13 protein-coding genes are annotated in these 14,858 nt (G+C 71.5%); 10 read left to right on the plus strand and 3 right to left on the minus strand.

The annotated features are described in order from the left end of the window. Position 1 precedes the first annotated feature (1 nt). Both ACZ7L4_RS25565 and ACZ7L4_RS25570 read right to left on the minus strand, forming a co-directional pair. Positions 2–1,744 (minus strand): ABC transporter substrate-binding protein, encoded by a 1,743-nt coding sequence (locus tag ACZ7L4_RS25565; protein ID WP_472105955.1) that lies wholly within the window; start codon positions 1,742–1,744, stop codon positions 2–4. A 27-nt stretch (positions 1,745–1,771) separates the two neighbouring features. Beyond that, positions 1,772–2,809 (minus strand): ABC transporter permease, encoded by a 1,038-nt coding sequence (locus ACZ7L4_RS25570; RefSeq protein WP_472107339.1) that lies wholly within the window; start codon positions 2,807–2,809, stop codon positions 1,772–1,774. Positions 2,810–3,073: 264 nt separating this feature from the next. Between ACZ7L4_RS25570 and ACZ7L4_RS25575 the strand changes: the two genes are divergently transcribed. The 5 genes from ACZ7L4_RS25575 (at position 3,074) to ACZ7L4_RS25595 (ending at position 8,010) form a co-directional block, all read left to right on the plus strand. Next, a complete protein-coding gene (locus ACZ7L4_RS25575) occupies positions 3,074–4,579 on the plus strand; it encodes a chlorohydrolase family protein (RefSeq protein WP_472105957.1) in 1,506 nt (501 codons plus the stop codon). 71 nt (positions 4,580–4,650) lie between these two features. Then, entirely contained in the window at positions 4,651–5,289 is a 639-nt protein-coding gene (locus ACZ7L4_RS25580; RefSeq protein ID WP_472105959.1) for a GntR family transcriptional regulator, read from the plus strand. Positions 5,290–5,431: 142 nt separating this feature from the next. Next, on the plus strand, positions 5,432–6,784 hold the full coding sequence (locus tag ACZ7L4_RS25585) for a phosphatase PAP2 family protein (RefSeq protein WP_472105961.1): 1,353 nt from the start codon (positions 5,432–5,434) through the stop codon (positions 6,782–6,784). Positions 6,785–6,855: 71 nt separating this feature from the next. Then, positions 6,856–7,473 carry a DUF1707 SHOCT-like domain-containing protein gene (locus tag ACZ7L4_RS25590; RefSeq protein ID WP_472105963.1) on the plus strand — a complete coding sequence of 206 codons (618 nt, stop codon included), beginning with the start codon at positions 6,856–6,858 and terminating at the stop codon, positions 7,471–7,473. 390 nt (positions 7,474–7,863) lie between these two features. Next, complete coding sequence (locus ACZ7L4_RS25595) at positions 7,864–8,010, plus strand: hypothetical protein (RefSeq protein WP_472105965.1); 147 nt, start codon at positions 7,864–7,866, stop codon at positions 8,008–8,010. Between the two features lie 6 nt (positions 8,011–8,016). Here ACZ7L4_RS25595 and ACZ7L4_RS25600 read toward each other — a convergent pair whose 3' ends face one another. Continuing rightward, positions 8,017–9,231, minus strand: a complete 1,215-nt coding sequence (locus tag ACZ7L4_RS25600) for a beta-ketoacyl-[acyl-carrier-protein] synthase family protein (protein ID WP_472105967.1) — start codon at positions 9,229–9,231, stop codon at positions 8,017–8,019. Positions 9,232–9,589: 358 nt separating this feature from the next. Between ACZ7L4_RS25600 and ACZ7L4_RS25605 the strand changes: the two genes are divergently transcribed. The 5 genes from ACZ7L4_RS25605 to ACZ7L4_RS25625 all read left to right on the plus strand — a co-directional run bounded on the left by ACZ7L4_RS25605 (position 9,590) and on the right by ACZ7L4_RS25625 (position 14,833). After that, positions 9,590–10,621 (plus strand): 2,5-dihydroxypyridine 5,6-dioxygenase NicX family protein, encoded by a 1,032-nt coding sequence (locus ACZ7L4_RS25605; protein WP_385757250.1) that lies wholly within the window; start codon positions 9,590–9,592, stop codon positions 10,619–10,621. 42 nt (positions 10,622–10,663) lie between these two features. Next, positions 10,664–11,935: an FAD-dependent monooxygenase gene (locus ACZ7L4_RS25610; RefSeq protein WP_472105970.1), complete on the plus strand. Its 1,272-nt coding sequence runs from the start codon at positions 10,664–10,666 to the stop codon at positions 11,933–11,935. Positions 11,936–11,973: 38 nt separating this feature from the next. Next, positions 11,974–12,624, plus strand: coding sequence for an isochorismatase family protein (locus tag ACZ7L4_RS25615; protein ID WP_472105972.1), 651 nt, complete (start codon positions 11,974–11,976; stop codon positions 12,622–12,624). Positions 12,625–12,628: 4 nt separating this feature from the next. After that, positions 12,629–14,005, plus strand: coding sequence for an alpha/beta fold hydrolase (locus ACZ7L4_RS25620; protein ID WP_472105974.1), 1,377 nt, complete (start codon positions 12,629–12,631; stop codon positions 14,003–14,005). A gap of 69 nt (positions 14,006–14,074) precedes the next feature. Then, on the plus strand, positions 14,075–14,833 hold the full coding sequence (locus ACZ7L4_RS25625) for a maleate cis-trans isomerase family protein (protein ID WP_472105976.1): 759 nt from the start codon (positions 14,075–14,077) through the stop codon (positions 14,831–14,833). The last annotated feature ends 25 nt before the right edge of the window (positions 14,834–14,858 follow it).

Here is a 14,858-nt window from a genome sequence, read left to right on the forward strand (position 1 = left end):
GTCACCCCTTTCCCGGGCTGGAGGCGACGGAGACCGTCGACAGGTCGATGGCGCCGAAGAAGTAGCCGACCTGTGCGCCCCGCACGTCGGAGCCGACGACGCTGCGCGTCACGTTCCTGATCAGCGGCACCATCGGATAGTCCTGCATGGCGCGGTCGAAGAGCTTCGACCACTTGCGGCCCAGCTCCTCGCTCGTGCCGTTCTCACCGCGCAGCGCGTACATGGCCTTGGAGATCTCCGGGTCGTGGAAGCGGGGGATGTTGGAGAAGCCGAAGGTCTTGCCGTCGACGCTCGGGCCCAGGTTGGGGTCGATGGTGGTGCGCACCGAGCCGCTGTCGGCGCCGCCGCACCAGCCGCTGCGGGCGAGGTCGGGCATGCCCTTGCCGGCGAGGGTGGTGAAGTAGTTCGCCGCGGGGATGGGCCGCAGTTCGAGGTCGATGCCGAGCTGCCGGAGGTTCTCCTGGAGCGAGGTGCCCATGTTCTTGTAGCGGGGTGTGGCGTCCGCGTAGCCGTAGACGAGCTTCTTCGGGTACGAGCGTCCCTCGAGCAGCTTCTTGGCCTCGTCGAGCTTGGGCTGGCCCGTCGGGTCGAGGTCGGTGTGCTGCTGCACGTAGCCGCGCTGTTGGGGGTTGATGTACGACTGCGTGAGCTTGCCGAAGCGGGCGCCGCCGTACTGGAGGTGGATGGCCTTGCGGTCGATGGCGAGCGCGAGGGCCTTGCGGACGACCGGATCCTTGATGGTCTCGGTGTTGAAGTTGAGGACGTCGGTGCAGCCGATGGTCCCGGAGGCGGTGCGCCGGGCGACGCTCGGCTGGTCGAGCTTGGCCGCGTCCGACGCCTGGAGCCCGCCCGCGCTGTCGAGGGTGATGGCCGTCGGATCGGAGTCCGCGAGGAGCTGCTGGCTGATCGTGGACTGCGCGGTGGACAGGCTGAAGGTGAAGGTGTCCGGCAGGGCGCTGCGGTTCGGGTCGGTGGCCGGATCCCAGTGCTTGTTGCGGACGAGCTTCATGGCGCGCCCGCGCTGGTACGACTCGATCTTGTACGGGCCCGTGGACACCGGGTGGTTGGTGTAGTCGAGCTTGGTGTCCTTGGCACGCGGCACGGGCGCGGTGTTGGAGCGGGAGACGAGGGCGGGGAACTCGGCGAAGGGCTGCTTGAGCTTGAAGACGACGGTGCGGTCGTCGGGTGTCTCGATGCCCTTGAAGTTGCGGGCCGCGCCCTTGGCGTAGGGGCCCTTGTAGCCGTCGTCGGAGAGGGCGGCGTTCAGTTCCTGCGGGGCCTGGGTGTAGACGTCGCGGGCGTAGGTGCGCTCGACGCCGTACTTCACGTCCTTGGCCGTGATGGGCTTTCCGTCCTCGAACTTCAGGCCCTTCTTCAGGGTGTACGTCCAGGTGAGCCCGTCCTTGGAGACCTTGCCGAGGTCGGTGGCGAGGTCGGGGACCACCTTCGGAGGCTTGCCGGCCTCCTCCTTGGCCATGGTGAGCGTGCGGTAGTAGAGCTGGCCCACGTTGGCGGTCTGGACGTAGTTGCTGTTGCCGGGGTCGAGGGTCTGGAAGTCGGTGGACATCAGGACGTTGACGTTGCCGCCCTTGGTGGTGTCGCCGTCGCCGACCTTGACGGGGTCGAAGGCGTCGGCGGGGGCGCGGGAGCCGGAGCCCGGCGCGGGCTTGGCGCCGCCGCAGGCGGTGAGGGCCATCCCGGCGGTCACCGTCAGGGCGAGAGCCGCCACGGTGCGTCGATTCACTGCTGCTCCTGTTGTTCCGGTGCGCGGTCAGCCACGGGAGGACTTGGGGTCGAGGGCGTCGCGGACGGCGTCGCCGAGCAGGTTGAAGGCGAGGACGGTGATCACCAGGGCGCCAGCGGGTACGGCGAGGAACCAGGGGTCGGTGAGGTACCAGTTGCCCTGCTGGGCGGCGTTGAGCATCTGCCCCCAGGAGGGGGTGGGGTCCTTGACGCCGACGCCGAGGAACGAGAGCGCGGCCTCGGCCGTGATGTTGGTGGGGATCATCATCGTGGCGTAGACGAGGACGACGCCCATGACGTTGGGCACGATCTGCTTGAGGATGATCGAGCGGTGCGAGGCGCCGTAGGCGCGGGCGGCCTCGACGAACTCCTGTTCCCTGATGGACAGCACCTGGCCGCGCACGACGCGGGCGAGATAGGCCCAGCCGAAGAAGCCGAGGATGATCACGAGCGAGGCGATCGGCAGCAGGCTCCCGTTCCCCAGCGCGGTGTCGCCGAGCCGGGACTGCAGGATCGGCGTCAGGGAGAGCACGAGCAGCAGGTGCGGGAAGGCCAGGAACAGGTCCATGACCCGGCTGATGACCATGTCGACCTTGCCGCCGAAGTAGCCGGCGGCGGCGCCGAGCACGGTACCGAGGACGACGGAGACGACGGTCGCGAGCAGCGCGATGACCAGCGAGACCTGGGCGCCGTGCGCCATGCGCGCGAAGATGTCGCGGCCCAGGCCCGGTTCGAGGCCGAGCCAGTGGTCGCCCGAGGGGTAGCGGTAGTACGGCAGCGGCAGGCCCGGCGTGCCGTAGTCGTCGAGGACGTCCGGGCTGGTGCTCGTGGTGTACGCGTCCTGGCCCTCGATCGCGGTGAGCACGGGGGCGAGCACCGCGAACAGGATCATGAGCACGACCACGGCGAGCGCGGCGAGGGCGACCCGGCTGCGGCGGATGCGCAGCCAGGCGGTGCCGATCAGGGAGCGGGCGGCGACCACGGGCGGGCCCGAAGTCGACGCCACCGAGGGCGAGTTGGGCACGGCTTCGCCGTCGGCGCCGGAGGGCGGCCGAGCGGGCAGCACTGGGGAATCCGTCACGTCGCGTGATCCATTCGGCGCAAGGGGGAAGGTTGGCGGGACGGTATACCAGCGGAGTCGGGCAGCGATAGAGGTAATGGCAATTTGGTATACCGGCCGCCTGAACTAAGCCCCACAGATGGACATATCGTTACGCGCGAGCAGTTCACTGTTACCTGGCGGGCACCTCCACAGCCCCCTCTTCCCAAGCCGGTATACCAGCTCGTACGATCAGCCGCGTCCACAACACCGCCACCCCAGGAGGCACTTATGCGCACCCGCTGGCGCGCCCGACACGTCCTCGCCCACCAGGACGGCGGCCACGCGCTGCTGCGGGACGGCGAGGTGGTGTGGCAGGACGACACCGTGATCTACGTCGGGCCCCGCTACGAGGGCGAGGTCGACGTGGAGCGCGACCTGGGCGAGTCCCTGGTGATGCCCGGCCTCATCGACCTCGACGCGCTCACCGACATCGACCACCTCGTCCTCGACTCCTGGGCCGGGCCGGAGCGGGGCAAGGGGCTCCAGTGGTCCCTGGACTACTTCACCCATCGCCGCCACGACGTGTTCACGCCGCAGGAGCGAGCCACCGTCCGCGAGTACGCGCTCGCCCAGCTCGCCCTGCACGGCATCACCACCTTCATGCCGATCGCCTCCGAGGTGCACAGCCGCTGGGCGGAGCCCTACGACGAGCTGGTCGACATGGCGGAGACCGCGCGCCGCATCGGCCTGCGCGGCTACCTCGGCCCGGCCTACCGCTCCGGGGTCAACGTCGTGCTGCCCGACGGCACCCGCGACGTGGCCTTCGACGAGGAGGAGGGCCGCGCGGGACTGCGCGACGCCGTCCGCTTCCTGGACCACCTCGACGAGCTGAACGACCCGCTGCTCACCGGCGTCCTGCTCCCCTGCCGCATCGAGACACTCACCGAGGAACTGCTCGGCGAGACGGCCCGCATCGGGCGCGAGCGCGGGACCCTGATCCGGCTGCACGCGCTCCAGGGTCTGGCCGAACGCGAGATCATCCAGCGTCGGCACGACGGCCTGACGCCCCTCGAACTCCTCGACAAGCACGGCCTGTTGAGCGCGAACCTGCTCATCCCGCACACGGTGCTGCTCGACCGGCACCCGTCCGTGCACGGCGAGGACCGCGGGGACCTGGCGCTGCTCGCCGCCGGCGGCATCTCGGTGATCCACTGCCCGCAGACGTCGCTGCGCTACGGCGAGATGCTGCACTCGTTCCGCGCCTACCGGGAGGCCGGCGTCAACCTGTGCCTGGGCACCGACTCGTTCCCGCCCGACCTGATCCGCGGCATGGACGTCGGCGTCCACCTGGCGAAGATCGCCGAGGGGCGTTCGGACGCCGCGCCCGCCGAGCACTACGTGGAGGCGGCCACCCTGGGCGGCGCCCGCGCCCTGGGCCGCGAGGACCTGGGCCGGATCGCCGTCGGCGCGCAGGCGGACCTGGTCGCCTTCTCCCTGGACGACATCCGCGACGGGGTCATGGACGACCCGGTCCGTACGTTCCTGCTCAACGGCACGGCGCGGCAGGCCACCAATTCGGTCGTCGCGGGCAACCCGGTCCTGGTCGACGGCGCGCTGCCCGGCACGGATCTGCCGCGACTGGCGCGCGAGGCGCAGGTGTTGTTCGAGAAGATGCGCGCGGCCTACAGCGAACGCGACACCGAGCGCCGTGCGACCGGCACGCTCTTCCCGCCGACGTTCCCCGCGTTCCGGGCGTCCGGCTCCGCCGCGCCCGAGAGCGGGCCGTCCTCGTGACACTCACGGCGGAACGCGCCCGAGCCGCGACCGGTAGCGGAGCCGGCCCAGCCCCCGGTTCCGCCTCGCAGGTGGAGCGCACCGAGGAGCTGATCCGGGCCGGCATCCACTCCGGCGCGCATCCGCCCGACTCGCGGCTGCGGGAGCGCGAGCTGGCGGAGGCGCTCGGTGTCTCGCGGGTTCCGGTGCGCGAGGCGCTGATGCGGCTCGCGGCCGAGGGGCTCGTCGAACTGGAGCCGCGGCGCGGCGCCCGCGTGCGCCGCCTGACCCTCCGGGACGTCGAGGAACTCTTCGACCTGCGCCTGAGCCTGGAGGTGTTCGCGGCCCGCCGCTCGGCGGAGCTCGTCGCGGACGGGGGCGACCACGGCAGCCTGCGGACCGTGATGGCCGAGGCGGAGGCGGCGACCCGGAGCGCGGACCAGGCCGGTATCGCGGCCGCGAACACGGCCTTCCACGCCGAGCTGATCACGATGACGGGCAACCGGCTGCTCCAGTCCTCGTTCCAGCGCTCGCTCGGCCTGATGCACTGGCTGTTCCGGATCACGGCCACCGAGCGCGGCGCCGAACAGCACCGCGCCGAGCACGAGCAGATCTGCCGGGCGATCGGCGACGGCCGCCCCCGGCTCGCCGAGGCGCTCACCTACGCACACATCGACGTCCGAAGGGAACCGGTGCTGCGCTCCCTGGCGAAGGTGCTGCCCGCGGAGTAGCCCCGGACGTGCCTCTACCTACCGGGGCCACCCCCCGTTAGCATGTTCGAACTGCGACGATCACCCAGATCGTCGCAGTTGCCCGCAGCCCGAACCGAGCCACCAAGTCGGACAATTGAAGACCACACCACCTCCCATACCCGTGCCGCACCAGCGCGGCGCCGAGCCCCGGCCTCCCGCCTGGCGACAGCCGCGCACCCTTTTGTGGATCGCGGCCGGTCTGGCGACGCTCGGCTTCCACATCGCCCTGGAGTTCGTGGCGCGCCGCTACGGGCAGCCGGGGCCGATCACCGTAGAGGCCCAGGAGGTGATCTTCGCGCCGCACTCGGGGCCGCTGCTCTACGCCGGCCTGGCGCTCACGATGGTGGTGCTCACCTGGCGGCAGCGGCTGATCGCGGCGTGTACGGCGATCGCCGTCGACATCGTTTTCCTGCTCGTGCGGCTGATCGTCGGCGCCGAACTGAGCTTCGGCAACGGCGCGCTGTGGGTGATCCTGGGCGTCGCGATCTTCGCCCTCGTACGCCGCACGGGCCGGGAGAGATCGGTCCTCCTCAAGGGCTCGGGGCTCGGACTGCTGCTGGTCTTCGGCCACAAGACGGGCGACACGTGGCTGCTGATCACGTCCAAGACCCGTCCGACGGTCCTCGACCAGTACGTCGCCACCGCCGATCACGCGCTCGCCAACCCTTCGTGGCTGGTCGGCCGGCTCGTCGAAGCCACCTCTCCGCTCAGCAGCGGCTTCCTCCACCTCGTCTACGGCCAACTGCCGCTGGCCGCCGCCCTCGTCGGCCTCTACCAGCTGCGCCACGTGGCGACGGAACGCCGCTTCCCCGCCCACCATCTGGTGCGCACCTTCCTGGCCATCGGTCTCCTCGGGCCGGCCATCTACATGATCTTCCCGGTCGTCGGACCGCTCTACGCCTTCGGCCCCGACGGCGGCCACTGGGCGGTGACGAACATCTGGCCGGACACCTTCCCGGCGATCGGTGCGCCGCATCCCTTCCCGTTCGACGAGATCACGCCGCGCAACTGCATGCCGAGCCTGCACACCGCGTGGGCCATCACGCTCTTCATCCACACCCGCGAGGGCTCCCGCGCCATGCGCTGGGCGGGCACCTTCTGGCTGGTCGGCACGCTCACGGCGACGCTGGGCTTCGGCTACCACTACGGCGTGGACCTGCTCGCCGGCACGGTCTTCGCGTTGTCCATCGAGGCCGCGATGCGCGCCTTCGCCCGCGGCTGGGACCGCCACGCCACGCTGATGGTGAGCTACGGGACGGCCGTCCTCACCCTGCTCCTCGTGTCCTACCGCTACCTCCCGACCCACATGGCCGCACACCCCTGGGCGTTCGGTCCGCTGCTCCTCCTGCTGACGGGTTCCGTGGTCATCCTCTACGTACGGACGGTGCGGCAGTGGGGACCGCAGGCCACGCCTCCGCCACCGCCGCGCCCGTCGAAGGCGGGGACGGCGGATCCGCAGCCGGAGCTGGCGTAGGGCCGGGTCACGGTACGGTGCCACGGGTGCAGGTGCGGCAACCTGTCGACGGCCGCCGTCAGGAGGGGAACATGTCGGGAGAGATCTCGCCCAGCGGAGGCAAACCTGGTTCCGGGCCGTCGTCGTCCGAACTGCGGGCCTCGCATGCCGACCGCGACCGGGTCGTGGACGTGCTGCGCGTCGCGGCGGGGGACGGCATGCTGACCGCTGAGGAGCTGGACGAGCGTCTCGAGGTCGCCCTGTCGGCGCGGACCATGAGCGAACTGGCGCCGCTCACCGCCGACTTGCGGCCCGTGGCCGAGGCCAAGGACGTCGTCCGGATCGAGCAGGCGCACAGCGGCGCCGTCGAACGCCGGGGGCGCTGGGTGGTGCCGCGCAGGCTGGAACTCGCGGTGACCTTCTGCGAGGTGACGCTCGACTTCTCCGAGGCCGTGGTCACCCACGACACGCTGGTCATCGACTCGACGATGGTCGGGAAGCGGCTGACGCTGGTCACGCGGCCAGGCATCACGGTCGACACCGACGGCCTGCAGCTCGCCCACTGCAAGTTCAAGAGGCGGGACCAGCGCGTGGATCCGGACGCGCCCGTCACCCTGCGCATCGAGCTCGTCGGCTCCAAGTCCCACGGCAGCGTGGTGGTACGTCCGCCGCGACGGTCGTTCGGGCAGTGGCTCCGGCGGCGCGGCTGAGGCGCGGCGCCGCTACGCTCTGGCCATGCCCGAGAAGACCCCCGTGGCACGTTTCTACGACGAACTGGCCGACGACTACCACCTGATCTACCCGGACTGGGACGGGAGTCTGCGGCGGCAGGGCGCGGCCCTGGACTCCGTGATCGGCCGGGGCGGCGCCGAGGTGCTCGACTGTTCCTGCGGCATCGGCACGCAGTCCATCGGACTCGCCCTGCGCGGGCATCACGCCACCGGGACCGACCTCAGCCCCCTCCGCAGGTCCACCACGAGCGGGCCGACGCCGGGCGGACGGTCACCTTTCAGCTCTGGCACTGGCACGAGGACGGCGAGCACTACGACCTGGAACACTTTCAGCTCCTCCCGGACGGAGGCGACGACTGGTGTGTCCGGGTGCGTCGCGCCACCTACTGGGCCTTCGGTCAGGAGCGGCTGGCCGGGCTCGCGGCGGAGGCCGGATTCGTGGACGGCGCGTGGCGTGCGCCGGAGGAATCCGGCTTCTTCCAGCCGCTGTTCGTGGCCCGCACACACGCCACGTAGGGCCGCTCAGCCCGTGAACACCAGGCTGACGTTGTGCCCGCCGAAGCCGAACGAGTTGGCCAGCGCCGCCGTCCACTGCCCCGAACGCGGCTCGCCGCGGACCACGTCGAGGTCCACGCGCGGGTCGAGTGTGTCGAGGTTGCGTGTGGCGGGGACGGTGCCGTCCCTGAGGGCGAGGAGGGCAGTCATGGCGCCCACCGTTCCGGACGCGCCCAGCATGTGACCGGTCATCGACTTGGTCGCGGTGACGGCGGCGTGCCGTCCGATCACGCGGCCGATCGCCTCGGCCTCCGCCACGTCACCGGACTCCGTGGAGGTGGCATGGGCGTGTACGACCCCGATGTCCGCCGGGGTCACATCCGCGTCGCGCAGCGCCAGGTTCATGGCGAAGGACTGGCCGTCCGCATCGGACGCCGTGATGTGGTCGGCGCTCGACGTCACGGCGCTGCCGGCCAGCGTGCCGTGGGCGCGTGCGCCGCGGGCCCGCGCGAACTCGGGGCGTTCGAGCACCACCATCCCCGCGCCCTCGCCCATGACGAACCCGGACCGCCCGGTGTCGAAGGGGCGGGACACCGCCTCCGGGGCGTCGGACCGCGTCGACAGGGCCTTCATCTGGGCGAACGCCGCGAGCGTGAAGGGGTGCAGGCACGCCTCCACACCACCGGCGACCACCACGTCCGCCCGTCCGGCCCGGATGAGGTCCTGCCCCATGGCGAGCGCCTCCGCGCCGGACGCACACGCGCTCACCGGCGTCCTGGCGCCGCCCTTGGCGCCCAGGTCCATGCTCACCCAGGCCGCGGGGCCGTTCGGCATGAGCATGGGGACGGCGAACGGTGAGAGCCGGCGGGCTCCCGAGCGTTCGAAGATGTCGTCCTGCCCGAGCGTGGTGAGCACACCTCCGGTACCGGTGCCGATCACGACCGCGAGACGCTCCGGCTCCACCTGCGGGGCGCCCGCGTCCTGCCATGCCTCGCGCGCGCTGAGGAGGGCCATCTGCTCACCGCGGTCCAGCTTCCTCGCCTCGGGGCGCGGCAGCAGCGAGGCCGGGTCCACCGCGAGTCCGGCCGCGACGTGCACGGGCAGTTCCGCGGCCCACTCCTCTTCCAGGAGCCGGACCCCCGACTTGCCGTCGAGGAGCCCCGCCCACGTCGCCGGAGCATCGGCTCCCAGCGGCGTCATCGCGCCGATCCCCGTCACCTGCACATGACCGTTCCGGGTCACCTGAGCCTCCTCGCATTGTTCAGATGCCACATAGCTGTCGATCCACTCTCCCGGCGATCATGTCAATGATCCGTGGCGTTATCAGGCAAGGAGTCGACCGATTCCCCGGCGAGACATTGTCGGGTTGCCACAAGTGGCTCGCGGCTCCCCCGGATCCCCTTCGTCACCCCGCCCCGGCACCCGACCCCTTGATTTCCCAGATCGTACGTGCTCGGATTATCTCGGCAGGCGGGTTCGCGAGAACCTCCGGCGACGCCCCCGTACGGCGTCCGCCGCGGCGATCCCGCACGCCTTCGCACCCTCCGCACCACCCGCACGTGCCCCGTACGTCCGCGCTCGTATCCCGGAGGAACACCCGATGTTCGACTTCTCGTCCGTCGACGTCCTCGACGCCTTCACCCGTGAACTGCAGCTGTGCAAGGTCCGCGAGGGAGAGCACGTCGTCGTGCTCTCCGAGCCCGGCAGCCGTGGCGACTACGTCGCCGCCGCGTTCGGCGCCGCCAAGAGCCTCGGCGCGCACGTCGTGTCCGCCACCGTGCCCGGCGGCAGCCCCGCCCCGCTCCCCAGCACGCACACCGGCGCGGGCCCCGGCCTCGTCTCCGTCCTCAACGACACCGCCGCGCAGGAGCTGTTGAAGGCGGCCGACCTGGTCGTGGACCTGACCCGCGAGGGCTTCATCCACGCCCCGCTGCAGCAGGACATCCTCAAGACCGGCACCCGCATCATCTTCGTCTGCGACGCCCCCGACGTCCTCATCCGCAACCTGCCGACCGAGCAGGACAAGGTGCGCGTCCAGGAGGGCGTGGACCGGGTCCGCACCTCGTCCGTCATGCGCGTGACCTCCGAGGCCGGCACCGATCTGACGGTCCAACTGGCCGACTCCCACCCCGAGTTCCAGACCGGCTTCGCCGACGACCCCGGCCGCTGGGACCACTGGCCGAGCACGATGGTGCTGTGCTGGCCGGAGATCTCCGACGGGCGGATCGTGCTCGCCGAGGGGGACATCCTGCTGCCGTTCAAGGAGTACGTGCAGCGGCCCGTCACGCTCCATGTCTCGGGCGGCCACATCCAAGAGGTCACCGGCGGCGCCGAGGCCAAGCTGCTGAACACCTTCTTCGAGGACTCGCACGACAAGTGGGCGCGCAGCCTCTCGCACATGGGCTGGGGCCTGATGAAGTCCGCCGACTGGTTCGCCACCGCGATGTACGGCAAGGACGAGCTGATGGGCATGGACGCCCGCGCCTTCGCCGGCAACTTCCTGTGGTCCACGGGCCCGCACCCGCACCTCCAGCGCGACTCCTACGCCCACCTCGACATCGCGATGCGCGGCTGCACGGTCAGCCTTGACGGCACAGACGTCGTCACCGACGGCCGCCTCGTCGAAGGCTGAGATCCGCCCCCGATCCCCCAACGCCGCATCCCTGGAGGAGTCTTGCCTCTCAGCCAGTCCTACGAAGTCACCGTCGTCGGCGGCGGTCTCGGCGGCCTCACCGCCGCCCTGGCCCTGCGCCACAAGGGACTGCGCGTCACCGTCCTCGAACAGGCCCCCGAGCTCGGCGAGGTGGGCGCCGGCATCCAGACCGCGCCGAACGCCAGCCGGGTCCTGATGCGCCTCGGCCTGCGCAAGCAGCTGGAAGCCATCCGCACCGAGCCGCAGGACCAGGTGCGCCGCCGCTGGCAGGACGGCAGCATCATCGGACTCACCCCGCTGGGCCGCCGCGTCCAGGAGGAGTTCAACGCCCCGTACTGGCACTACCACCGCGCCGATCTGCACCGCACCATCCTCGACGCGTGCACCGACCCGCTGGGTCCGGGGCCCGCCGTCGAGATCGTCACCGGGGCGCGCGTCGCGGAGCTGGACCGTACGTCCCCGGACCGTCCCGTCGCGGTCACCGACGACGGCGTCCGGCACGAGGCCGACGTACTGGTGGGCGCCGACGGCATCCACTCCCGCGTCCGCGACCTGATCGGCGCCGACGACACGCTGGTGTTCTCCGGCGACATGGCTTTCCGCACCCTGATCCCCGGCGAGCTGCTGCAGGCCGACCCGGCCACCCGCTTCCTGTTCGACCGCTACCAGAGCACCATCTGGTACGGCCCCGGACGCCACCTCGTGCACTACCTGATCCGCGGCGGCGAGTGGCTGAACATCGTCGGCTGCGTCCCGTGGAAGGACGAGTACGGCGAGAAGAAGACCTTCTCCGGCAGCACCGAGATGCTCGTCGACGCCTACGCGGAGTGGGACGACCGCGCCCCGGCCATGCTCGCCAAGGCCAAGGGCGACATCACCTGCTTCCCGCTCTACCACCGCCGCCGCGACCCGAACTGGGTCGACGGCCGGGTGGCCCTCCTCGGCGACGCCTGCCACGCGATGCTCCCCTACCAGGCGCAGGGCGCGTCCCAGGCCATGGAGGACGGGGCCGTGCTCGCCGAGGAGCTGGGCGCGGTGACCCGCGAGGGCATCGCCGGGGCGCTCCAGCGCTACGTCAACCGCCGCGCCCGGCACGCCGGGATGGTGCAGCAGGCCTCACTGCGCAACCAGGTCTTCTACCGCTTCCCCGACGGCCCCGAGCAGCAGGCCCGCGACGCCAAGCTCGGCGAGCGCTACGACGGCGAGTCCGACGTCTCCTACGAGTGGCTGTGGCGCGGCACCCCGCTGGACACGTCCGACGACGAGTCCTTCGCCTACCGCCACCACCACTGAGCCGAAGCCCCGGCCAGTTCCCGCGTCCTGGAGGTCCCGTGCCCACCCCGTACGACCCCGCCACCGACCGCGTCTACGAGCGCGCCGGATTCGGCGCCGCCGTGGCCCGCGGCCACCGTCCCGCCCTGATCGTGGTCGACCTGACGCGCGGTTTCACCGAGCCGGGTTTCGCCACCGGCAGCGATCTGACCGGCCCCGTCGAGGCCACGGCGGAACTGGTCCGCGCGGCCCGCGCCGGCAACGTACCCGTGGTGTGGACGGTCATCGCCTACACGGCCGCGGAGGCCGAGGGCGACTCCGTCACCTGGCTCGCCAAGGCCCCCGGTATGCGGGCCCTGCGCGAGGGCGGTGACGCCGTCGCCCTCGACCCCCGGCTGCCGTACGAGGAGGGGGACCAGTTCATCGTGAAGAAGGGCGCCTCCGCGTTCTTCGGCACCGCGCTGGCCTCGCTGCTCACCGGTCTCGGCTGCGACACGGCGGTCGTCTGCGGCGCCACGACGAGCGGCTGCGTGCGCGCGACCGCGGTGGACGCGGTGCAGTACGGCTGGCCGGTGCTCGTGCCCGCCGAGGCGTGCGGCGACCGGGCCGCGGGGCCGCACGAGGCGGCGCTCTTCGACATCCAGGCCAAGTACGGGGATGTCGTGGGCCACGAGGACATGGTGAAGTACCTGACGACGAAGGGAGTTTGAGATCATGGACGCGCCCTCCGAGCGTTTCGTGACACAGTCCGGGCTCGCCGACCTCGCGGACATCCCGGCCACCGGCCGCTGGGTCCGCAGCGGGGACGTGCGGCTGCACGTCCTGGACTACGGCGGCGACGGTGTCCCCCTCCTGATCCTGCCCGGCATCACCAGCCCGGCGGTCACCATGGACTTCGTCGCCCGTGAACTCACGGACCTGGCACGGCCGTTGGTCCTCGACATCCGCGGCCGCGGCCTCAGCGACGACGCGGAGGACCACTCCCTCGACGCCCTCGCCGCCGACACGGAGGCCGTGATCCAGCAGTTGGAGCTGGCCGACCCCGTGCTGTTCGGCCACTCCATGGGCGCCCGGATCGCCGCCGCCACCGCGGTGCGGGGCCAGGTCCCGCTCGGCGGCACGCTGCTGGTGGACCCGCCGATGAGCGGCCCCGGCCGGGGACCGTACCCGACGACGCTCGCCGCCTTCACGCGCCAGCTGACGCAGGCGCGGCGCGGCACGGACGCCGACGAGGTCGGCGCCTTCTGGCCGACCTGGCCGCGCCGCGAGCTGGAACTGCGGGCCCGCTGGCTCGCCAGCTGCGGCCTGGAGGCGATCGAGCGCGCCCACCAGGGCTTCGAGAGCGAGGACTTCTTCGACTGGTGGCCGCGGGTACCGGCTCCCACCACGCTGCTGTACGGGGAGAACAGCCCGGTCGTCACCGCCGAGGGCGCCGCGGAGGCCGCCGCCGCGAACCCCGCGGCGCGCACGGTCCGCATCCCGGCCGCGGGACATATGGTCTTCTGGGACAACCCGGCACCGGCCCTGGACCTGCTGCGCACCGCGCTGCGGCAGACCCTCTCCCCGGAGCCGGACGCCCCTTCGATCCCTCCACACGACAGCGGTGCCATGACCTCGCCCTCCACCCCCGACCGGGCCGACGACGTCGCCACGCCCGACGAACTCAGCCACGCCCCGGGCTTCCTGGCCCGCCGGCTGCACCAGGCGTACCTCGCCGCCTGGCTGCACGACGTCGACGCGACGCTGACCGGGCCGCAGTTCGCCGTCCTGCAGATCACCGGCGAGAACCCCGGCTGCGACCAGCGTTCCATCGCCGACCTGGTCGCGCTCGACACCTCGACGATGGCCGACGTCGCCCGCCGCCTGGAGAACCGGGGCCTGCTGTCCCGCACCCCCTCCCCCGCCGACGCCCGGCGCAAGCTCCTCAACCTCACCGACGAGGGCCGCGCCACCGTGCACGACGCGAACCTGCGGGCCCGCAAGCTCGACGAGGAGCTGCTGCGGCCGATCCCGGCGGAGCAGCGCGCCGACGTCCTGCGGCACCTCGCGGTCCTCGCCGACCACTGGGAGCGGCTCGGCCAGGAGCACTGACCGCCCCTCACACCACCGATACCTGAGCACCCGCCGTCATCAGGCATGCCTCAAAACTTGGAGCAAAACATGCCGGACCACCACATAGGGATGATCGTCCCCAGCTCGAACCTCACGATGGAGACCGAACTCCCCCGCCTGATGCGGGCGCGCGAGGCCGTCTCCCCCGAGGACCGCTTCGTCTTCCACAGCAGCCGGATGCGCATGAAGCACGTCACCCCCGAAGAGCTGCGGGCGATGAACGCACAGACGGAGCGCGCCGTCCTGGAGCTGGCCGACGCCCGGCCCGACGTCGTGGCCACGGCCTGCCTCGTCGCCATCATGGCGCAGGGTCCAGGCCACCACTGCACAGCCGAGGACGAGATCAAGGATGTGCTGCGCGGCCAGGAGGCTCTGGTCCCCGTGGTCTCCAGCGCCGGCGCGCTGCTCGACGGGATCGCCGCGCTCGGCGCGAAGAAGGTCGCCATCGTCACCCCGTACATGAAGCCGCTGACCCGCAAGGTCGCCGACTACATCGAGGACGCGGGCGTCGAGGTGGTGGACGCGCTGAGCCTCGAGGTGCCGGACAATCTGGCGGTCGCCCGGCTCGACCCGCAGGACCTGCGCGAGCACTACAAGCGCCTGAAGCTCGGCGACGCGGAGGCCCTGGTGCTGTCCGCGTGCGTCCAGATGCCGTCCCTGCCGGCGATCCAGCCGGTGGAGGACGAGCTGGGGCTGCCGGTTCTGTCGGCTGCCACCGCCACGGCGTTCCGGATCCTGTCCGAGCTGGGCCTGCCGCCGGTGGCGCCGGACGCGGGCCGCCTGCTGGCCGGCCCGGACGCCGCGTGAAACCACCGCGTTAACTCCGTGCGAG

This window comes from Streptomyces sp. NPDC107575 (assembly GCF_055657265.1).

Coding starts and splice junctions, on each gene's coding strand:
- ACZ7L4_RS25605 (WP_385757250.1), top strand. CDS start 9,590: ATGTTCGACTTCTCGTCCGTCGACGTCCTCGACGCCTTCACCCGTGAA.
- ACZ7L4_RS25575 (WP_472105957.1), top strand. CDS start 3,074: ATGCGCACCCGCTGGCGCGCCCGACACGTCCTCGCCCACCAGGACGGC.
- ACZ7L4_RS25590 (WP_472105963.1), top strand. CDS start 6,856: ATGTCGGGAGAGATCTCGCCCAGCGGAGGCAAACCTGGTTCCGGGCCG.
- ACZ7L4_RS25620 (WP_472105974.1), top strand. CDS start 12,629: ATGGACGCGCCCTCCGAGCGTTTCGTGACACAGTCCGGGCTCGCCGAC.
- ACZ7L4_RS25625 (WP_472105976.1), top strand. CDS start 14,075: ATGCCGGACCACCACATAGGGATGATCGTCCCCAGCTCGAACCTCACG.